The organism is Rhizobium sp. C1 (genome assembly GCF_021026335.1).
Classification (GTDB): Bacteria; Pseudomonadota; Alphaproteobacteria; order Rhizobiales; family Rhizobiaceae; genus Ensifer_A.
In genome coordinates this window covers 88,466-106,350 of sequence record NZ_JAJNCY010000011.1, presented here as the reverse complement: position 1 = coordinate 106,350, position 17,885 = coordinate 88,466, and the positions used below count along the sequence as shown (strand labels likewise).

At 61.8% G+C, this 17,885-nt stretch carries 20 protein-coding genes and 1 tRNA gene; 7 read left to right on the top strand and 14 right to left on the bottom strand.

Features of this window, described 5'->3' with window-relative positions:
• Positions 1-13: 13 nt before the first annotated feature.
• Entirely contained in the window at positions 14-502 is a 489-nt protein-coding gene (locus LQK83_RS19535; RefSeq protein WP_230839113.1) for a MarR family winged helix-turn-helix transcriptional regulator, read from the bottom strand.
• 70 nt (positions 503-572) lie between these two features.
• Between LQK83_RS19535 and LQK83_RS19530 the strand changes: the two genes are divergently transcribed.
• Entirely contained in the window at positions 573-1,367 is a 795-nt protein-coding gene (locus tag LQK83_RS19530; protein WP_230839112.1) for a creatininase family protein, read from the top strand.
• A gap of 24 nt (positions 1,368-1,391) precedes the next feature.
• On the opposite strand, the gene LQK83_RS19525 is transcribed toward LQK83_RS19530, so the two are convergent.
• Entirely contained in the window at positions 1,392-2,297 is a 906-nt protein-coding gene (locus LQK83_RS19525; RefSeq protein WP_230839110.1) for a LysR family transcriptional regulator, read from the bottom strand.
• Between the two features lie 118 nt (positions 2,298-2,415).
• Between LQK83_RS19525 and LQK83_RS19520 the strand changes: the two genes are divergently transcribed.
• Positions 2,416-2,634, top strand: a complete 219-nt coding sequence (locus LQK83_RS19520; protein WP_230839108.1) for a hypothetical protein — start codon at positions 2,416-2,418, stop codon at positions 2,632-2,634.
• On the opposite strand, the gene LQK83_RS19515 is transcribed toward LQK83_RS19520, so the two are convergent.
• On the bottom strand, positions 2,624-3,811 hold the full coding sequence (locus LQK83_RS19515) for an OpgC family protein (protein WP_230839107.1): 1,188 nt from the start codon (positions 3,809-3,811) through the stop codon (positions 2,624-2,626). The genes LQK83_RS19520 and LQK83_RS19515 overlap by 11 nt on opposite strands.
• A gap of 228 nt (positions 3,812-4,039) precedes the next feature.
• Here LQK83_RS19515 and LQK83_RS19510 point away from each other — a divergent pair, with 228 nt between their 5' ends.
• Together LQK83_RS19510 and LQK83_RS19505 are read left to right on the top strand one after the other, a co-directional pair.
• Positions 4,040-5,146 (top strand): CobW family GTP-binding protein, encoded by a 1,107-nt coding sequence (locus LQK83_RS19510; RefSeq protein WP_230839106.1) that lies wholly within the window; start codon positions 4,040-4,042, stop codon positions 5,144-5,146.
• A 248-nt stretch (positions 5,147-5,394) separates the two neighbouring features.
• Positions 5,395-6,384 carry a WD40 repeat domain-containing protein gene (locus LQK83_RS19505; RefSeq protein ID WP_230839104.1) on the top strand — a complete coding sequence of 330 codons (990 nt, stop codon included), beginning with the start codon at positions 5,395-5,397 and terminating at the stop codon, positions 6,382-6,384.
• Positions 6,385-6,435: 51 nt separating this feature from the next.
• Here the strand turns inward: LQK83_RS19505 and LQK83_RS19500 are convergent, their stop codons facing one another.
• The 5 genes from LQK83_RS19500 to cpdR1 all read right to left on the bottom strand — a co-directional run bounded on the left by LQK83_RS19500 (position 6,436) and on the right by cpdR1 (position 9,169).
• Complete coding sequence (locus LQK83_RS19500; RefSeq protein ID WP_230839103.1) at positions 6,436-7,122, bottom strand: SDR family NAD(P)-dependent oxidoreductase; 687 nt, start codon at positions 7,120-7,122, stop codon at positions 6,436-6,438.
• A gap of 13 nt (positions 7,123-7,135) precedes the next feature.
• Positions 7,136-7,579 carry a glyoxalase superfamily protein gene (locus tag LQK83_RS19495; protein WP_230839101.1) on the bottom strand — a complete coding sequence of 148 codons (444 nt, stop codon included), beginning with the start codon at positions 7,577-7,579 and terminating at the stop codon, positions 7,136-7,138.
• Positions 7,580-7,781: 202 nt separating this feature from the next.
• Positions 7,782-8,432, bottom strand: coding sequence for a PAQR family membrane homeostasis protein TrhA (gene trhA / locus LQK83_RS19490; RefSeq protein ID WP_230839099.1), 651 nt, complete (start codon positions 8,430-8,432; stop codon positions 7,782-7,784).
• A gap of 200 nt (positions 8,433-8,632) precedes the next feature.
• A tRNA-Val gene (locus LQK83_RS19485) sits at positions 8,633-8,707 on the bottom strand.
• Positions 8,708-8,806: 99 nt separating this feature from the next.
• Positions 8,807-9,169 (bottom strand): response regulator CpdR1, encoded by a 363-nt coding sequence (cpdR1, locus tag LQK83_RS19480; RefSeq protein ID WP_109858444.1) that lies wholly within the window; start codon positions 9,167-9,169, stop codon positions 8,807-8,809.
• 216 nt (positions 9,170-9,385) lie between these two features.
• Between cpdR1 and LQK83_RS19475 the strand changes: the two genes are divergently transcribed.
• Both LQK83_RS19475 and hisN read left to right on the top strand, forming a co-directional pair.
• Positions 9,386-10,270, top strand: coding sequence for an N-formylglutamate amidohydrolase (locus LQK83_RS19475; RefSeq protein ID WP_230839179.1), 885 nt, complete (start codon positions 9,386-9,388; stop codon positions 10,268-10,270).
• A 1,031-nt stretch (positions 10,271-11,301) separates the two neighbouring features.
• Positions 11,302-12,075, top strand: coding sequence for a histidinol-phosphatase (gene hisN / locus LQK83_RS19470; protein WP_230839098.1), 774 nt, complete (start codon positions 11,302-11,304; stop codon positions 12,073-12,075).
• Here the strand turns inward: hisN and LQK83_RS19465 are convergent, their stop codons facing one another.
• Complete coding sequence (locus tag LQK83_RS19465; protein WP_230839092.1) at positions 12,076-13,068, bottom strand: alpha/beta fold hydrolase; 993 nt, start codon at positions 13,066-13,068, stop codon at positions 12,076-12,078. It lies immediately after the preceding gene.
• A gap of 171 nt (positions 13,069-13,239) precedes the next feature.
• Here LQK83_RS19465 and LQK83_RS19460 point away from each other — a divergent pair, with 171 nt between their 5' ends.
• Positions 13,240-13,704 (top strand): Hsp20 family protein, encoded by a 465-nt coding sequence (locus LQK83_RS19460; protein WP_230839090.1) that lies wholly within the window; start codon positions 13,240-13,242, stop codon positions 13,702-13,704.
• An 83-nt stretch (positions 13,705-13,787) separates the two neighbouring features.
• On the opposite strand, the gene LQK83_RS19455 is transcribed toward LQK83_RS19460, so the two are convergent.
• From LQK83_RS19455 to LQK83_RS19435, 5 genes are all read right to left on the bottom strand, one after another.
• Positions 13,788-14,366 (bottom strand): DoxX family protein, encoded by a 579-nt coding sequence (locus LQK83_RS19455; RefSeq protein ID WP_230839089.1) that lies wholly within the window; start codon positions 14,364-14,366, stop codon positions 13,788-13,790.
• A gap of 1 nt (position 14,367) precedes the next feature.
• Complete coding sequence (locus LQK83_RS19450; RefSeq protein WP_230839088.1) at positions 14,368-15,153, bottom strand: HvfC/BufC N-terminal domain-containing protein; 786 nt, start codon at positions 15,151-15,153, stop codon at positions 14,368-14,370.
• Positions 15,146-16,045 (bottom strand): MNIO family bufferin maturase, encoded by a 900-nt coding sequence (gene bufB / locus LQK83_RS19445; RefSeq protein WP_230839087.1) that lies wholly within the window; start codon positions 16,043-16,045, stop codon positions 15,146-15,148. The genes LQK83_RS19450 and bufB overlap by 8 nt, the downstream gene beginning before the upstream one ends.
• 215 nt (positions 16,046-16,260) lie before the next feature.
• Positions 16,261-16,572: a BufA1 family periplasmic bufferin-type metallophore gene (locus LQK83_RS19440; protein ID WP_230839085.1), complete on the bottom strand. Its 312-nt coding sequence runs from the start codon at positions 16,570-16,572 to the stop codon at positions 16,261-16,263.
• A gap of 207 nt (positions 16,573-16,779) precedes the next feature.
• On the bottom strand, positions 16,780-17,832 hold the full coding sequence (locus tag LQK83_RS19435; protein WP_230839084.1) for a threonine aldolase family protein: 1,053 nt from the start codon (positions 17,830-17,832) through the stop codon (positions 16,780-16,782).
• Positions 17,833-17,885: the final 53 nt, after the last annotated feature.

Here is a 17,885-nt window from a genome sequence, read left to right as displayed (position 1 = left end):
CCGTAAGCGGCGTTCACCCTTCGGCGGAAAGGGCGGTCTCGAGGTTGTCGCTGACCTGCTGCAACAGCTCGAGAAGCTTGCGCATCTGCTTCTCGTCGAGATCGTGGAAGGCGGCATCCATGACGGTGTTGCTGGAGGTCTCGACGCTGTCGAGCTTGGCGCGGCCGGTCTCGGTCAGCCAGACGGTGGTCTGGCGGCCATCCTCGCCGCCCTTGCGGGTCAGCAGGCCTTGCGCTTCCATGCGGGTAATGGTGCGGGTGATGGTCGGCGGCTTCACGCCGAGGCGGCTTGCAATGGCGCCGGCCGTGAGACCGTCTTCTTCGCCCAGCGCCGTCATGACGCCTTCCTGCCCGCCATAGAGGCCGACATCGCTCAGCGTTCTGGACGTCAGTGTGCGGAACTGGCGGGCGACCTGAGCCACTTCGAAAGCGATATCTGCAGGACTTGCCGTCAGTTTCCCCCGCTTGGCGTCTTTTTTCTTGTCCTTGTTTTTCTTTGCCATCTGCCCGCTTGCCTCCGTGCCCCGGCACGCTATGAGTTCTTAATGGAAGGGATAACGGAGGTTTTGGTAAGTGTCCACGCTCTCGACAGGGCTTAAAGCAGGAAACAAGGCCGCGCGCATCGCGGTTCTGCCGCTTGGCGCGCATGAGCAGCATGGGCCGCATCTGCCTTTTGAAACCGATGCGATCATCGCAGAGGGGATCGCCCGGCGGGCTGAGACGCTGCTGCGGGCCGAACTCGATGTCGTCTTTCTGCCGGCGGAGCCGGTCGGCTATTCGATCGAGCATATGGATGTCGCGGGTACGCGGACACTGAGCTATCACGAGGCGGTCGAGCGCTGGCTGGGTATTGCGGAAGAGCTGAACGGCCAGGGCATCCAGCGTCTCGTTCTGCTCAATGCGCATGGCGGCAACTCGCCGCTGATGACGATCGTGGCGACCGAAGCGCGGGTCCGGTTCGGCATGCTCTGCGTCGCCACCAGCTGGACGCGCTTCGGCGCGGAAGTGGGGCTCGTGACGCCTGAGGAAAAGGCGCTGGGCATCCATGGCGGCGATATCGAGACGTCGGTCATGCTGGCGCTGAGACCCGATCTGGTCGACATGGGCAAGGCGCGTGACTTTCCCTCGCGGCAGAGCGAATTCATCCGCGATTTCAGACATCTGCGGGCCTATGGCCCGCATTCCTTCGGATGGATGATGCGCGATCTCAATCCGGATGGCGTGGCCGGAAACGCAGCGCTGGCGACTGCCCAGAAGGGCCGGGAGATGATCGACCGCGCGGCGGGCGGATTGATCGACCTGCTTTACGATGTCGCGCGTTTCGATTTGTCGTTGTTCGCCGAGCAGGACTCTCCGGCGAAAAAATGAGACCGTCTCGGGTCGCGAAGTACCCTAAAGTGCGGTCTTCAACAGAGGGTGGCCCGCCAGAAAATCGACGAAGGCGCGGACTTTGGGGCTGCGATTGCCGCCGGGTGGCATGATCGCGTGAATCGGGAAGGGGTCGATACGGTGCATGTCCTTCAGGATTTCGACAAGCCGGCCATCGGCCAAAGGCTCTGCCATGGTGAAACGCGCCAGCCGCCCGATGCCGAGCCCCGCCAGCATCATATCGACCATGAGATGTGCGCTGTCTGTCACCAGATTGCCGCCCACGTCCTGCAGATTGACGCCTTCGGGTGAGGCGAAGGGCCAGCGCCGGAGATACGGAAAGCCGGAAATGACGATGCAATTGTGGCCCGCCAGATCGGCCGGCGTCTTCGGCGTACCAAAGCGCTCGAGATAGGCAGGGCTTGCGCAGATCGCGCGGGAGGATTCGCCGATCTTGCGGATGACCAGCGACAGATCGCCCGGCTGGCCCATGCGGATCGCCACGTCCCATTGTTCGGCGATCAGATCGACCTGCCGGTCGGCGATCCCGATATCGAGGCGGATTTTCGGATAGCGCGCCAGAAAATCCGGAACGATCGGCCCCAGCACGTGGCGTCCGAAGGCTGTTCCGGTATTCACGCGCAGCACACCGGACGGTTCGGCCGCGCTGGCCATGACTTCCTGTTCCACGTCCTCGACCGCGTTGAGAATGTCGCGAGCGCGGGCGACATAGGTCGCGCCTTCAGAGGTCAGCGAGAGGCGCCGGGTGGTGCGCGTGATCAGACGGATGCCGAGACGGGATTCCAGACGGTTGACGAGTTTCGAGACGGCGGACGGGGTGAGAGCAAGATCATCCGCGGCCTGCGCGAAGCTGCCCGTTTCCGCGATCCGGCAGATCGCCTGCATTTCCTTCAGTGACGCGTCTGTCATTGGGGAATTTCATTCATCTATTTCAGGAATTTCTGAGCAATTATAATCTATCGGGAATGAATTAAGATCAAGGCCTGAATCAAGGAGCGCGCAGGGGTGCGCTCACATGGAGGGTGAGATGGCCGAGATTGACAGTCACCGGGCCGGCGGGTTGGAATTTTTGGGTGAGATCGATGCGCCAGCCCGGCGCATCCGTCGCGACATTGAGGTCCCGGCGGATATCTGGCCGGGAAAGTGGACGGATATGGAAAGCCTTGAGCGCAACGCAGAGGAATGGCGGCGCGAGGCGCGCCGCCGGGCATTCGTTGCGTTTATGCGCCGGCTGTTCAGGCGGTGACGGGACGCAAGGCAGCGGTCGCCGCCGGTGCTGTCGGCTTGGCTTTCCGGCGGTTTGTCTCGCGCATGTCGAGCCAGTAGGCGGCGATGATCTGAATGAAGATGCCGTTGGCAATCAGCAGCAGGCCGGTTTCCGGCCAGTTGCCGATGATTGCCATGATCGCCTGCGCGAGCACGGAGAGTACGGTGCCGATCAGGAAGATTGCCAGACCATGGCGGCCGATGACGGCCAGCGAATTGTCGAGACCGAGGCGGGTGATGCGCGACAGGAACGGCACCGACAGGAAGATATAGGTCAGCGCCAGCGTGTGGGCGAGACGCCAGCCGGTCAGATAGGTCTTGTCGAAGCCTGTCAGCACGAAAGGCAGGCCGAGCGACAGGTTCGACTGGGCGCCCAGGTTCATGATCGTCCAGAGGGCCGAGAAAAGCACATAGGTGATGGAGGCGGCGAGCAGGCCGGGGCTGCCGCCGATGCGCCCACCACGGGCGATGTGACGTGCGCCGACATAGCCGATGACGAAGAGGAACTGCCAGGATAGCGGGTTGAAGAACCAGATGCCGGGCTCGAGCATGCGCGGGGGGCCAAGACGCCATGTGCCGGCCAGCGCCCAGATGAGGGCGGAAATGGCGATCAGCATGGCCGGGTTGCGGCGCTCCAGCCAGATCACGGCCGGGGCTATCGCCATCAGCGCCATGTACATGGGCAGGATGTTGTTATAGCCGAGCTGGTGACCGAGCGTGCCGAGCGCCACAAGACCCTTCATGGGGTCGGCAACGACGGGGCCGAGCGCCACCTGAGTGAGCAGATCCGGACGCACGAACATCCAGGCAGCGCCGACGAAGATGGCGACCGTCAGAAGCGTGCCGGTCATATGCGCGGCAAACAGGGTCACGACACGCCGCCAGGCCTTCACGGTCAATGAGGCGAGGTTGGTCAGATCATATTTGCGGCCATAGGCGAGCGCGACCGCGATGCCGGATATCAGCACGAAAAGCTCGGACGCGTCCGAGAAGCCGAAATTCTTCATCGTCCAGTGCTCAAGCGGCTGGCCGGGGACATGGTCGATGAAGATCATCAGAAGCGCCAGCGCGCGCAAGACATCAAGGCGCGTATCGCGCTTGCTTGCGGGCGTATGGCTCGGAGCAGCTTTAGCGGGCGAGGCATGTGTCGCTGACATAGGATGTCTCCTTCCGCCCAACAACGCTCGGACGATTCGCTTGTTCCATCATCTTCATCCCGCAGCGCAGCAGAAGTGCGTTCCAGCGGTGGCTGCATTGTGAAAAAAACATGACAGTCACTCCCTGCCTTCCTCATGCCGGCTTTTAATTCGACGCCATTATTGCGATGCCCGGTGAGGGCGTCCTATATAGTCACCCAATCGAAGCCATTTCCCCGAAGGTGGACCATGACGCAAGCGCAAGCGATCAAACCCATTCCCGTCACCGTGCTGACCGGCTATCTCGGCTCCGGCAAGACGACGCTGCTCAACCGCATACTCACGGAGAATCATGGCAAAAAATACGCCGTCATCGTTAACGAATTCGGCGAGATCGGCATCGACAACGATCTGATCGTCGAGTCGGATGAAGAAATCTACGAGATGAACAATGGCTGTGTCTGCTGCACCGTACGCGGCGACCTGATTCGTGTCGTGGAAGGCCTGATGCGCCGTCCCGGCCGTTTCGACGGCATCATTGTCGAGACGACGGGCCTCGCTGATCCGGTTCCGGTCGCTCAGACCTTCTTCATGGATGACGACGTTCGCGCCAAGACCGAGCTCGACGCGGTCGTCGCTCTTGTCGATGCCAAGCATCTGCCGCTGCGGCTGAAGGACAGCCGCGAGGCGGAAGACCAGATCGCCTTTGCCGATATCGTCATCATCAACAAGACCGATCTCGTGTCGCATGACGAGCTGCATCAGGTCGAAGACGTCGTGCGCGCGATCAATCCGGCGGCCCGCGTGATGTTCGCCAAGCGCTCGGAAGTGGACATCGCCAAGATCCTCGATCAGGGCGCGTTCAACCTCGAAAAGGCGATGGAAAACGATCCGCATTTCCTCGACGAATACGAGGATCACGTCTGCGGTCCGGATTGCGATCACGATCATGGGCACCACCATCACGACCATGACCACGATCATCACGGCCATGGCCACGATCACGGGCATCACCATCACCACGACGCGCCCTCGGCGATCCATGATGTCACGGTGAAGTCGATTTCGTTGCGCGGCGGCGAGATGAACCCGGACAAGTTCTTCCCCTGGATTCAGAAGGTCACGCAGTTGGACGGTCCGAAAATCCTGCGCCTGAAGGGCATCATCGCCTTCACCGGCGACGAGGAGCGCTATGTCGTGCAAGGTGTTCATATGATCATCGAGGGCGATCATCAGCGTCCATGGAAGGAGCACGAGAAGCGCGAAACCCGCCTCGTCTTCATTGGCCGTGATCTTGATCAGGAAAAGCTGGAGCGGACCTTCAAGGCCTGCGAAGCCCAGGCGGTTGCCGCCTGACGGTTGCCAGGGATTGGCCACCAAGCGCCGGCATGGAGCATGCGATTGCCGGCGCATGGCTGAACCTGCATCACTGGCTTGCACCGGCCAATTCCATGGTGGAACCCGCCTTGCGGGCCTGACCGGCCTCTCCTTTCATGGTTACTTGCGAAAATCGATTCCGATTTGCCCGCTGATGCGCTAGAGCCTTGGCTGACATTCTAAAAGCCGCGCCTGCCGGGTGCGGCCTCATTTGCAGAGACATATCCATGCCCACCGTTGCTCCGCTCGATCTCGAAGGCCACATTGCCGGCGCCCACTTTCTGGGTGACGTTCCATTCTTCGCGGCTTCTTCTGGCGAGGTTCATCGCCTCGACATGGGCCACAAGACAGTTGCCGTGCATGAGGGGCTGCTTGCTTCGACCAAGGACGAGGGCAGCAATACGCTCCTGACCTCCGGCGAGGACGGCAAGGTCAACCGGGTTCATGCCGACGGTCGGGTGGAACTGCTGGCGGAAGAACCGCGCAAGTGGATTTCCGTGCTGGCCGCCGGCCCGCAAGGGGCGATCGCCTATGGTGTCGGCAAGGAGTCCCGGGTGCGGCTTGCCGATGGAACGGTGAAGAGCTTTGCCGAGCAGCGCACTGTCGAAGCGATTGCCTTTGCACCCAAGGGCCTGCGCATTGCCGCGGCGCGCTATAACGGCGTGACGCTGCATTGGGTCTTGACCGCGGGCGCGCCGATCGATCTCGACTGGAAGGGCGCGCATAATGCCGTGACCTTCTCGCCCGACGGACGCTTCGTCGTCACGGCCATGCAGGAAAATGCGCTGCATGGCTGGAAGATCGATGTCAAGCCCGGCGAAGAGGCGCGGCACATGCGCATGACCGGCTATCCGGCCAAGGTGAAGTCGCTCTCCTGGTCGGTCAAGGGCAAGTGGCTGGCCTCGTCCGGTGCGCCTGCAGCGATCGTCTGGCCGTTTTCGGCCAAGGATGGCCCGATGGGCAAGCCGCCGCTGGAGCTTGGTACGCGCGGCAATATCATGGCGACGGCCGTCTCCTGCCATCCGGCAGAAGAGGTCGTGGCGATCGGCTTCATCGACGGCATGATCCTTCTGGTCCGTCTGGCGGACGAGAAGGAAGTGGTGCTGCGCCGCCCGGGCAAGGGCGCGATCACCGCCATGGCCTGGTCGAAATCCGGCAAGCTGTTGGCCTTTGCCTCGGAAAGCGGCGATTGCGGCGTGGTCGACATCGCGGGGTGAGCCCACGCGCTCGCGCTCTGGGGACGGATCGGCGTGGTGTGGCGCTGGGCGCTAGAACGCGCTTTCCTCGCCGCTCCACAGGAAGAAGCGGCCTGTCTGCGCGAGCGTGAGCGTTTCTGCCAGCGTCAGGATGCCGGCTGCGACATCACCGGCGTCCAGTGCGGCCGAGGGGCCGCCCATATCGGTTCTCACCCAGCCCGGATTGATGAGAATCACGGGAATGCCATCCGGCTCCAGCGCGGTTGCCAGCCCCTGCATCACCTTGTTCACCGCCGCCTTGGAGGCGCGATAGGCGATCTGGTCGGCCTTGCGATAGGTCATTGATGACATCTGGCTCGAGATGGTGAGGATGCGACCGTGTTCGGAGCGTCTGAGCGTCGGCAGAAAACCCTGCGAGACGGCAAGCGGGGCGATGGTGTTGATCGCCAGGGTTTCGGCGAAGCCGTCGAAATCCATCGCAAGCGGCGATTGCTTTTCGGGCTCAGGGCCAATGATGCCGGCATTGTTGATCAGGATATCGACCGGGCCGGCGATGGTGGCCGCTTCGCGAGCAATCGCCGCCCTGTCCGTGACATCGAAAACAAGTGGCATGAGCGCGCTGCCCAGTTCGTCGCGCAGCCTTGCCGCATCGGCCTCGCTCCGCACCGAGCCGTAGACCATGTGGCCTTTCGCGAGTGCCGCGCGCGCCAGTTCGCGGCCAATGCCACGGCCTGCGCCGGTGATGACGATCGTGCTCATGCCTCGTTTCCTTTCACCATTCCAGTTCCATGTGCGGTCGGCCGTTGGAGGTTTTCTCCACGGTGCGGCCGTCCTCGCCGATCGTGCAGGTCACGCGCTTGCGGAAGGCGGAGAAGCTGTCGAAGGTGACGACATCCACCGGTTCGTCAAAGTCGAACGTGATGCGATAGCGTCCGGGCGCGTGGGCGAGTGCCTGCACGGAGAGGATTTCGGCCGTGAAGGGTTGGCCGAGATAGTGGCCGGAGACCTTCGACCCGAGCATCCAGGGATTGAGCGGCGGGCGATTGCCGGCTTTTGCGGCCATCGTGTTCCAGTCGCGGAAGCCATATTGGGCCGCGATCAGTTCCAGCGCCTTCGAGTGGGTAATGTTCTGTGCTTCGTCCTTCAGACGGGTCCGCAGACGTTTCGCCTGATCTTTGAGTGTTTCAAGCGAGGGAATAGGCATCGATTGTGACATGGTTGAAGTCCTTGCCGCATTCGCAGTGCCAATATCGGGACCCGCATTGCCGATGGCGCGAATGCATGGAAGCTTCGGTCATCAATCGGATGTTCGATGCAATTCGTCGCGAACTGCATCGGGACCTTCACCAAGGCAAATGCCAGCGGGTGGCGGGCGGTCCCAAGCCTTGAGCCGCTTATGCCTCAAATCCGGGCGGCGATCAAGTCGTAGCCGGAACCGCCATCAGAACCGCGACATAATGGATGGCTGCGGCTGCCAGGACATGAACGTGCCAGATGGCGCGGGAATAGGGGAGGCGATCATAGTGATAGAAGATCGTGCCGGTCGTGTAGATCACACCGCCGCCGAGCAGCAGGATCAGGACGCTCGGATGCAGATGCTGCACCAGCGGCCAGGCTGCCAGAATGCCGAGCCAGCCCATGCCGAGATAGAGATAGAAGCCGGCGCGCGGCCAGCGATGGAAGAAGGCGAGCTTCATGACGATGCCGACAAGGGCAAGCGTCCATGTCGCAACGGCCAGCGACCAGCCCAGCCAGCCGCCGAGGCCGAGAATGGCGATCGGGGTGTAGGTGCCTGCGATCATCAGATAGATCGCGGCATGGTCGAAGCGGCGCAGAACCGCGCGGACCCTGCCGTGAAGGGTCAGGTTATAGGCGGCCGAGAGGGAAAAGGTGGCGATCATGCCGATGCCGTAGAAGGTCAGCGGCCAGATCGAATCAGTGGGCAGTTTCAGGCTCGCCCAGACAATCAGCGCCGAGGTGGCGGCAATGGCGGCGGCGACGCCGATCACATGGACAACGCCGTCGGCGAAATGTTCCCAAGGGCTATGCGGCAGCTCGAATCGGGTCATGGGGGGGGTCGTGGTCTCATCGTCGGTGTTTCTGATGCTTTGGTAATGTACCGGCGCGAATCGCTCAAGGCAATTGTCAGGGCTGCGGCATTCCGGCCCGGCGCAGTGCATGTTCAGCTTGAAGTTCATCGGCCCGCCGGCCGCTTCTTGACGAAGCGGCTGGTCCGGACTTTCATTCACACAGAATTGTGAAGGAAGGATGGTGGGCGTGACAGGGATCGAACCTGTGACCCCTACGATGTCAACGTAGTGCTCTCCCGCTGAGCTACACGCCCATCCGATGTCGGCGCATAGATCATAAAATGCTTTGCGCCGTCAATAGGGTTTTTGAAGCTTTTTTATCAATCGGTGGAAAAGCTTCGGTGGTCGCCTGATCAGGCGGCCAGCATCTTGTTGACCTCGTCGACGAGGTCGCGAAGGTGAAAGGGCTTGGAGAGAACCTTGGCGTCCTTGGGGGCGCGGGAGTCCGGGTTGAGCGCCACGGCGGCGAAGCCGGTGATGAACATGACCTTCAGATCCGGGTCGAGTTCGGTGGCGCGGCGGGCGAGTTCGATCCCGTCCATTTCCGGCATCACGATGTCGGTGAGAAGCAGCGAGAAGGGCTCTTCGCGCAGACGGTCATAGGCGCTGGCGCCATTGTCATAGGACATGACGTTATAGCCGGCGCGCTCGAGCGCCTTGACCAGGAAACGGCGCATGTCGTTGTCGTCTTCTGCAAGGAGGATCTTCTGGGTCATTTTCTCTGGCATCTGGTGTTTTCTCGTTCTGGCATATGAACATGAGTTGTATGCTGGAGCGGGTAAATTTCCTGTGAACACAGCCCCCGAAGGCTCTGTATAACGCATAAGAGCCCGTTTTGGCTCCCGCGAATGGTTTTGACTTCACGCCCGCCTGCTGGCAACATGTTTGATACTGCAAATCACCACAACAACAAAACATGGTAAAGGGGAATGATGCGCGGCCTGAGCGAGGAAAACATCGACTTCGAGGTCTTCGAGCCCGCCGCTCACACAATCCCCTTTGTGTTCAACTCGCCGCATAGCGGACGCCGCTACAGCCGCGATTTCATGGCCCAGTCGCGTCTCGACGGGCTGACAATCCGCAAATCCGAAGACGTCTACGTGGATGAACTTTTCATCTCGTCCGTGTCGCTTGGTGCGCCGATGCTCGTCGCGCATTTTCCGCGCGCTTTTCTCGACGTGAACCGCGAGCCTTATGAGCTCGACCCGCGCATGTTCATCGGCGAACTGCCGTCGCATGTGAACCGCAATTCGGTGCGCGTGGCCGGCGGACTCGGGACCATTCCGCGTATCGTCGCTGAGAACACGGAAATCTACAGTACCCGGTTGACGGCAGATGAGGGGCTGGACCGCATCGAGGCGGTCTACAAGCCCTATCACGCCTGCCTGCGCAAGCTGATTGCCCGCACGCATGTCTGCTTCGGCCAGGCCATTCTGATAGATTGCCATTCCATGCCCGGCAATATTCGCATCCCCGGTTCGCCGGAAAAGCCGGATATCGTCATCGGCGACCGTTATGGCACAAGCGCTTCGTCACGGCTGACGCGCGCGGCCAGCGATATCCTCACCGATCTCGGCTTTGCCACCGTGCGCAACAAACCCTATGCCGGCGGTTTCATCACCGAACATTACGGCCGCCCGGCCCGCAATCTTCATGCCATCCAGATCGAGGTCAACCGGTCGCTTTATGTCGATGAAACGACGCTGGAGCGGAGGCCGGAGTTCCTGCTGATCGCGGGGCTGCTGCGCGAGTTCATGATGCGGCTGGCGGATTATGTGGTGGAGACGTCGGGCGACATGGCGTTTGCGGCGGAGTAGGGGTACTGCCATCCCCCCCCCCCCCCCCCCTTGTGGGGAGAAAGCAAAATCACGGTCTTAGCCGCAGGCTAAGTCGTAGATTTTGCAAGTGAGGGGGAAACGGCGGGGACAAATGCAGCCCCCTCACCTGCGATTTCTAACACTTAGCTGAAGCTAAGATGTTGAAATCGCTTCCTCTCCCACAAGGGGAGAGGCGAACCCAGCCGCACCGTTTTCCCCACTCTCAAAATATCCCCTTATCCTACACCCCTCCCGTCACCGGATGGGCCAGCGACGGCTGGTTCAGGCGGGAGGAGAGCCTGATGGTGTTCATCGTAACGTGCGGTGGATATCATCAGGGGGCGCGGGCGGCGGCGGGTGAAACAACACCCGACGAAACGACTCCCCCGATGGGCTGCGAATAGCTCGGCGGCCAGGCTTTGCCTGAGAACCCGTCTGCCTCCGCAGGCGGTTTAGCGAGGCGGCCCGCGCTTGAGGAATGGAGTCGGATGAGGCTCCCCTTGGCAATCTCGACGGGTCGCGCTGGCGCTCCGCCGTTATTTTTAAACTACCAACTGGGCGGCGCGTCAGCGTGGCTCTCCGGAAGTTTTTGGCCCGAGACAGGGGGCAAGAGCGGCAGAACCGGAGTGGAACTCGGGAGAGGTTTTTCCCGAGGGTTTTGGCATGTCGCGACCTCATCCCGAGGCGCCTGCGCCACGCGCCCTGCGGGCGGCGCCTCAGCATGAGGGCGGAGCGGCGAGGTCAAAAAAAACCGCGCCGTTGGGCGCGGTCAAATCTAGGGAGGAAACACCCAAGGAGGGTATTACAGCCGCGAGCGACTGTAAGATGACATTAATATTGCAACGCACCAATGTCAACGGATTTGGCACAGGATTTAAGCAGATTTTTTTCGTGCTCAAATTTTACCCACTCCTGGTGGGCATGGCGGCAAATGTCAAAAGACGCTCTTTCCTTCGCGGCGAAATTCCGGTTTAAGCATAGCAACATCTGCACACGAAAAGCGCGGCTCGCGCGCTGACACGAGGAACCCCATGTTGCCAGACAGAGCGTTTTTCGATCGCCTTGCCGAAGTTGCCGCGCGCGAGACGCTGCCGCGTTTCCGGGCAGGGGCCGCCGTGGTCAACAAGGAGGCCGGCGGCTTCGATCCGGTGACGGAAGGGGACCGCGCGGCGGAAGAGGCGATCCGCGCGGAAATCGAGCGTGCCTTTCCGGATCACGGGATTCTGGGTGAAGAGCATGGCAATGTCGGGCTCGACCGCGAGAATGTCTGGGTCATCGATCCGATCGACGGCACGCGCGCCTTCATTTCCGGCCTGCCGGTCTGGGGCACGCTGATCGGCCTGTACAGCGGCGGCCGGGCGAAGATGGGTCTGGTCGACCAGCCCTTCACGGGCGAGCGCTATTTCTCCGATGGCAAGGCGTCCTATTACACCGGGCCCGGCGGGGCGCGGCAGATCAGGACGCGGGACTGCGGGGACATCGCCAATGCGACGCTGTTTTCGACATCGCCGCATCTTTTTGCGGGCGAGGACGAGCGGAAGTATCGCGCTGTCGAAAAGACCGTGAGGCTCTTCCGCTACGGCTGCGACTGCTATGCCTATATGCTGGTCGCGAGCGGCAATATCGATCTCGTGGTCGAGAACCAGCTGAAGCCATACGACGTGGGCGGCATCATTCCGATCATCGAGAATGCCGGCGGTGTCATCACGACCTGGGATGGCGGGCGTCCGGAAATGGGCGGGCGCATCGTTGCCGCCGCCACGCCTGCGCTGCATCGCCAGGCGCTGGAGCTGCTGGCAGGCTGATCAGCCTGCCGCCTTTTGCGCAGTCTCATCCTCTTCGATCAGGCGCACCGGCTCGGAAAAGCCGCCGGGAATGAAGGCGAAGAGTGCGGCCATGGCTTGTGCGCGATATTTCTCGGCCTCCTGGAAGACCTCGTGCTCCGATCCGTTGATCGGGATCAGCTTGCCGGCCCGGAAGTAGCGCGACATGCGTTCGATCTCCGGGTAGGAGGCGACGCGGTCGGCAGTGGGGCCGAGGATGAGGGTCGGCACGGTGATGGATTGCAGATAGGCCGGCGAGACGACCTTGCGGCCTGCCTTCAGGCATTCATACACCCAGCGCCACGTCGGCGGGCCGAGCGTCAGTTCGGGATACGCGTCGAAGATCGCCTGGTTGCGGGCGAAGCGCACCGGGTCCGAGGTGACGGCATTGCCCTCGAACTTTGAATAATCGGCGTCCTTGCGGGAGGCGTGTCCGCCAAGGCCGATCAGGCACATGAGGCCGGCGACGAAGCGCACCAGGCGCGGCGAGGGGCGTGTCGAGGCGAGGCCCAGGAAGGGCGCGGAGACGACGATCCGCTCCACCCGGTTGGCGAGCCGCCGCGCACTTGCCAGCGCAATCAGGCCGCCGGTCGAATGCGCGACGAGGAAGAAGGGCAGCTTGGCGTCGGGCAGAACGATCTGCTCGAAGAAGGCGTCCAGATCCTTCTGGTAATCGCTGAAGCGCCGCACGTGTCCAAGGCGCTTGTTCCTGGCAAGCCGCGGCGAACCGCCCTGGCCGCGCAGGTCGAAGGTTGCGACCCAGAGACCCGCATTGGTGATGTCGGTGATCGTCTCGGCATATTTCTCGATCGGTTCGCTGCGGCCCGGCAGTAGCACGACCGTGCCCTTGGGCGGCGATGCCTTGCCCTTGAAGACGGCATAGCGCAGATCGATCCCGTCGTGGGTCCGAAAGGTGCCTTCCATATGCACGGGCGGCAGCGGATTGTCGGGCGTCTGATAGAGCAATGCGGTCACCGGATTCGTGATTTCGAGTGTTTCATGTCATCCCCTCTTGAAGCGCAAAAATCAATTCCCATCTGTTTCTTCGAAGATGCCAAACGGGTCTTCGCGAACCGCCTCCCGCCGCCAGAACCGGGGCCTGAGGCATTGAAAACATTGACTGACGTCGCTTCTCAGGAGGACATCATGCGTCACATCGACTACTCTCCCCTTTATCGCTCCACCGTCGGCTTCGACCGCCTTTTCAACATGCTTGACGGCGTCGGCCAGCCCGACCAGTCGCAGAGCTATCCGCCCTACAATATCGAGCGGACGGGTGAGAACGCCTATCGCATCACCATGGCCGTTGCCGGCTTCGACGAAAGCGAACTTTCCATCGAAGCGCGCGAACATGCGCTGACCGTGAAGGGTGAAAAATCTGCCGAAATCGACAAGGATGTCGACTATCTCTATCGCGGCATTGCCAAGCGCGCCTTCGAGCGCCGCTTCCAGCTCGCCGACTATGTCGAAGTGCGCGGCGCCTCGCTGAAGAACGGCTTGCTCCACATCGACCTCGTGCGCGAAATTCCTGAAACGATGAAACCGCGCCGCATCGATATCGTCGCCTCGAAGAGCGAAGCTCCGAAGGCGATCGAAGGCCAGCTCAACTAAGCTGACTTAATTCCCAATAAACTCCTCCGGTTTGATTGGAAGAGGCCCCCGGTTTCCCTGCCGGGGGTCTCTTCTGGTCTGCGTCAGGCCCATTGCGGCTTCGGCGCGAGTCTGGACAGAATTGCATCAAGCGAGATCGCCCCACCGCCCTTCAGCGCCAGATAGACAAGCGGTACGCTCCAGAGCAGGCGCTGGTCGGAAATGAGGCTGTCGGGGAAGCGGTCGAAGAGCGCGCCGATGGTTTGTGCGTCGGCCATGTGGCCGTAAATGTCGGTGAGCGTCTGGACGATGACGAAGCCGATCATGCCGACGGCGGCGACGCGGGTGAAGAGGCCGAGCACGACCAGTGCCGGCAGGATAAGCTCCATATAGGTGCCGAGCGGCACGATGATCTTCCAGGGGAAGAAGGGCAGTGCGCCGACGTCGCCGCTGACGGCATCCATCGCCTTGGGTGCAATCTGATAGTAGGCGCCGTCCTGGATCTGGAAGAAGCCTGCAAAGCCTTCGCCGACCTTGGTGCCAAAGGAGTTCAGGAAGTAGAAATAGAGCACGGCGAAGAAGACGAAGCGGGCGAAGAGGCCGAGAAGCCAGCCCTCCGTCAGCTTCTCGGCAAGGCCGAAGACGCCATCGTGCAATTGCTTGATCTTCATCAGAAAATTCATGTCAGGAAACCTCCATCCCCTCAAAAAGGACCTTTGAAAATGCGCCTGCCTCGATGATGGCCGAAATGGCGGCCGGCAGGTTGAAATTGGAATCGGCGGAGAGGGCAGCGCCCGCCGCCTCGCCAAGCGTGTGCCCCTCCATGAGGAGGCCGATGAAATCCGCCCCGCCTTGCGGCAGATGGCGGATTTCGGGGTCAAAGGCGGGGCGGGTGATCAGCCCGTCTTCCGCAACAAACGGATCGAGGCCGTCCAGCGGTTCGCCGGCGCGGTCGCGGGCCATGATGGTGACGGCCGCGTGATTGCCGCGAAACAGGCGCGTCGCGGGATGAGTGCCGAAGGTCAATCCGGCAAGCTGTTCGGGCGGGACACGCTGGAGAATGGTTCCATCGAGAGGCGCGGCGTCGGCGGCGTGGAAACTGTCGAGCCAGAGGCGCTCCAGCCGGGCGACATCAGGCAGGAAGGGCAGGTCGGCAGCGGGCTCGAACTGGCCGATGAAGGCCGGGAAGCTAGCACCGTATTCGAAAAGCAGGCGCGAGGTCGGCAGGTTCTCCTGCACGTAAAGTCTGGCCATCGCGCGGAAGAACTCTTCGCCGACGAGGTTCTGGACGGTCGGGAAGACTTCCGACAGCGCGTTGACGAGGCTGACGGTCACGTTATTGCGGTAGATGCCGAAGCGCCTGGCGGCCGGCTGGCCGTCTGGCGTCACGAGGCCTTCCGGGATGTCGCGATCCGGATCGAGAAGCGCGGCCGCGAAGGCCTGTTGCCGAGAGGATGGAGCACTAGCCATGGCGGGCGCCCATCAGATAGGTGGTCGCGTGCCGGGCCAGGATCGCGTCAGCGGCTTGCGCCTCGCGACGGAGCACCGGCCAGTCGGGAACGTCATTGTCCCACTCGATGAGGGTCGGCAGCGGGCCTGTCTGGCTGATCACGATATCGTAGAGGCGCCAGACGTCGTCATCTACGGGGCGGTCGTGGGCGTCGATCAGGAGGCGCCCGCCGTCTTCGTCCTCATCTTCCGCGTGGCCGGCAAGATGGATTTCCTCGACCAGATCGAGCGGGAAATCGTGCAGATACATGAGCGGCTTGAAGCGGTTGTTGACCGAAGACACCAGCACGTTGTTGACGTCGAGCAGCAGGCCGCAGCCGGTGCGGCGGGCAATCTCGCGGATGAAATCGGTTTCGCTCATGGTCGAGCGTTCGAAGATCGCATAGGTCGAGGGGTTCTCGAGCAGGATCTTCCGGCCTAGAGCAGACTGGACCGTGTCTATATGATCGCAGACACGGGTCAGCGTTTCGCGGTCGTAGGGCACCGGCAGAAGGTCGTTGAAATAGCTGTCGTCATGGGTGGACCAGGCGAGGTGTTCGGACACCTGTTCGGGCTGATAGCGGTCGACAACGGATTTCAGGCGCGAAAGGTGCATGGCGTCGATGCCGTTCTCGGACCCGATGGACAGTCCGACGCCATGCACGGAGAGCGGAAATTGCTCCCGCATGCGGGCCAACAGGCGGTGCGGATGACCGCCAGCCCCCATGTAATTCTCCGCATGCACTTCCAGGAAACCGATCCGGTAGCTGTCTGCGAGGATCGCGTCGGCATGAACGGACTTGAAGCCGGCTCCGGCGCGAGCGGGCAATGTCTTGCCGTTTCGGGCAGGGTGGCCAAGACCTTCCGGTTTCATGTTGATCTTCCTTCAAATGGTTCTGGTCATAAAAAACCGGCACCCCAGCCGGGGAGGCCCGGACGCCGGATTGAATGGCCGATGCCGCTGCCTTCTCGTTGCCGGTGGTTGAAAACCCACCGGCGGCCGAGGCATCGACGCGATTTGCTGGCGGTCCCGGCTTGCGGAGACGCAATACTCTCCGCCGGTCTTTTCAGGCCCGTTTCAGCCTGTCATCAGGCCGGGAGGTCGCGCTTCAGCGCTTCCAGCGAGCCCTTGCGGTCGCCCGGCAGCTTCATCGTGGTGCAGGTGCCCTTGGCGACGTATTTCCAGGAATTGCCCTGGTAGTCGACCTTGGAGGTGCCGGCGCAGGTCGTCCCGGGGCCGGCCGCGCAGTCGTTCTTGCCAGCCATGGCAACGCCGAAGCACTTTTCCTTGGCGTCATCTGCGGCCGCCGCGGTGACGGACGAGACGAAGGTGGTGGCGGAAACTGCCATCATGAGAGCGCTGGCAACTGCGGATGCGCCGATTACGGTCTTGGTGGACATTATGTATTCTCCTCAAATTGTGTCGGGTTCGGCGAGGCTGAAATTCCCGCCGCCGGAGCCCCTCTGGTCCGGTGAGAAGAAACTGTCACATCTCCTGTTAAAATGGAAATCAACCTGCGTTTATCTCGCGATAAACAGCGTGTGATCGCGGCGTGACGTCCGCGTCATCTGGGACACGAGAATCGTGAGCGTCGCGTGATCTTGCAGTTACCCGAGAATTTCGATGAACCGGTCAACTTCGGACGCTTCCGTGGCGAAAGCGGTGACGAGGCGCACCAGCGTCTCGTCGGGTGCGATCGCCTCGTGCAGATGCTCGGGGATTTCGTGCCAGTCGTAAAACTGCGCGTTGGCGTCGCGCAGCCGCTTCGAGGCGTCGTTGCGGATGATGGCGAAAACTTCATTGGCGCTCGTGTGCCAGGCGGCCCGGGCGTGGTTGCTTGCCGCGATGCCGGCGCGCAAGCGGTCGGCCATGGCATTGGCGTGCGCTGCAAGTTCCAGCCATAAACCGTCTTCGAAATAGGCTTCGAACTGAGCGGCGACAAAGCGCGTCTTGGAGAAGAGCTGTGCCGACTGCTTGCGGATGAAGGGGAGCTGGCGGGCCTGTTCCGGGTTCATGAACACGATGGCTTCGGCGCACCAGCAGCCGTTCTTGGTCGCGCCGAAGGACAGGATATCAATACCGCGCTTCCAGGTCATTTCGGCGGGCGAGACATCAAGCGCCGTCAGCGCATTGGCAAAACGGGCGCCATCCATGTGGAGCGGAATGTCGTGGCTCCTGGCGATGCCGGCGATGCGCTCGATCTCTTCCAGAGAATAGAGCGTGCCGGATTCGGTCGATTGCGTGACCGTGACGGCCATGGGCTGGCCGGCATGGATGAAGGCGGGGGGCACGGCGCGGATGCCGCGTTCCAGGCTCACCGGATCGATCTTGCCATCCTTGCCTGCGATGGGCGAGAGGCGGGCGGCGCTGGAGAAAAAGCCGGGCGCGCCGCATTCGTCGCAGAAGACATGCGCGCTGTCGTGGCAAAAAATCACGCCGCCCGGCTTGCCGACGCTCGCCAGCGCGAGCGAATTGGCGGCCGTTCCCGTCGACACGAAAAAGACCGCGACCTCACGTTCGAAGATGTCATTGAAGGTCTGCTCGACCTTCTTGTCGAGCGCGGACGTGCCATAGGCCGAGGCGAAGCCGCCGGCTTCCGTGGTCAGCCGGTGGGCAATCTTCGGATGGGCGCCGGCCCAGTTATCGGAGGCAAAAAACATCGTAAAATCCGGCCTTGTCCGTATCGTCGCGCAGGGGTTTGTGGGGACATTAA

What these genes read in the sequence shown, in the direction of transcription:
- LQK83_RS19535 (WP_230839113.1), bottom strand. Translation starts at nt 502, where the DNA reads ATGGCAAAGAAAAACAAGGACAAGAAAAAAGACGCCAAGCGGGGGAAA.
- LQK83_RS19525 (WP_230839110.1), bottom strand. Translation starts at nt 2,297, where the DNA reads ATGACAGACGCGTCACTGAAGGAAATGCAGGCGATCTGCCGGATCGCG.
- LQK83_RS19520 (WP_230839108.1), top strand. Translation starts at nt 2,416, where the DNA reads ATGGCCGAGATTGACAGTCACCGGGCCGGCGGGTTGGAATTTTTGGGT.
- LQK83_RS19515 (WP_230839107.1), bottom strand. Translation starts at nt 3,811, where the DNA reads ATGTCAGCGACACATGCCTCGCCCGCTAAAGCTGCTCCGAGCCATACG.
- LQK83_RS19510 (WP_230839106.1), top strand. Translation starts at nt 4,040, where the DNA reads ATGACGCAAGCGCAAGCGATCAAACCCATTCCCGTCACCGTGCTGACC.
- LQK83_RS19505 (WP_230839104.1), top strand. Translation starts at nt 5,395, where the DNA reads ATGCCCACCGTTGCTCCGCTCGATCTCGAAGGCCACATTGCCGGCGCC.
- LQK83_RS19500 (WP_230839103.1), bottom strand. Translation starts at nt 7,122, where the DNA reads ATGAGCACGATCGTCATCACCGGCGCAGGCCGTGGCATTGGCCGCGAA.
- LQK83_RS19495 (WP_230839101.1), bottom strand. Translation starts at nt 7,579, where the DNA reads ATGTCACAATCGATGCCTATTCCCTCGCTTGAAACACTCAAAGATCAG.
- trhA (WP_230839099.1), bottom strand. Translation starts at nt 8,432, where the DNA reads ATGACCCGATTCGAGCTGCCGCATAGCCCTTGGGAACATTTCGCCGAC.
- cpdR1 (WP_109858444.1), bottom strand. Translation starts at nt 9,169, where the DNA reads ATGACCCAGAAGATCCTCCTTGCAGAAGACGACAACGACATGCGCCGT.
- LQK83_RS19475 (WP_230839179.1), top strand. Translation starts at nt 9,386, where the DNA reads ATGCGCGGCCTGAGCGAGGAAAACATCGACTTCGAGGTCTTCGAGCCC.
- hisN (WP_230839098.1), top strand. Translation starts at nt 11,302, where the DNA reads ATGTTGCCAGACAGAGCGTTTTTCGATCGCCTTGCCGAAGTTGCCGCG.
- LQK83_RS19460 (WP_230839090.1), top strand. Translation starts at nt 13,240, where the DNA reads ATGCGTCACATCGACTACTCTCCCCTTTATCGCTCCACCGTCGGCTTC.
- LQK83_RS19455 (WP_230839089.1), bottom strand. Translation starts at nt 14,366, where the DNA reads ATGAATTTTCTGATGAAGATCAAGCAATTGCACGATGGCGTCTTCGGC.
- LQK83_RS19450 (WP_230839088.1), bottom strand. Translation starts at nt 15,153, where the DNA reads ATGGCTAGTGCTCCATCCTCTCGGCAACAGGCCTTCGCGGCCGCGCTT.
- bufB (WP_230839087.1), bottom strand. Translation starts at nt 16,045, where the DNA reads ATGAAACCGGAAGGTCTTGGCCACCCTGCCCGAAACGGCAAGACATTG.
- LQK83_RS19440 (WP_230839085.1), bottom strand. Translation starts at nt 16,572, where the DNA reads ATGTCCACCAAGACCGTAATCGGCGCATCCGCAGTTGCCAGCGCTCTC.
- LQK83_RS19435 (WP_230839084.1), bottom strand. Translation starts at nt 17,832, where the DNA reads ATGTTTTTTGCCTCCGATAACTGGGCCGGCGCCCATCCGAAGATTGCC.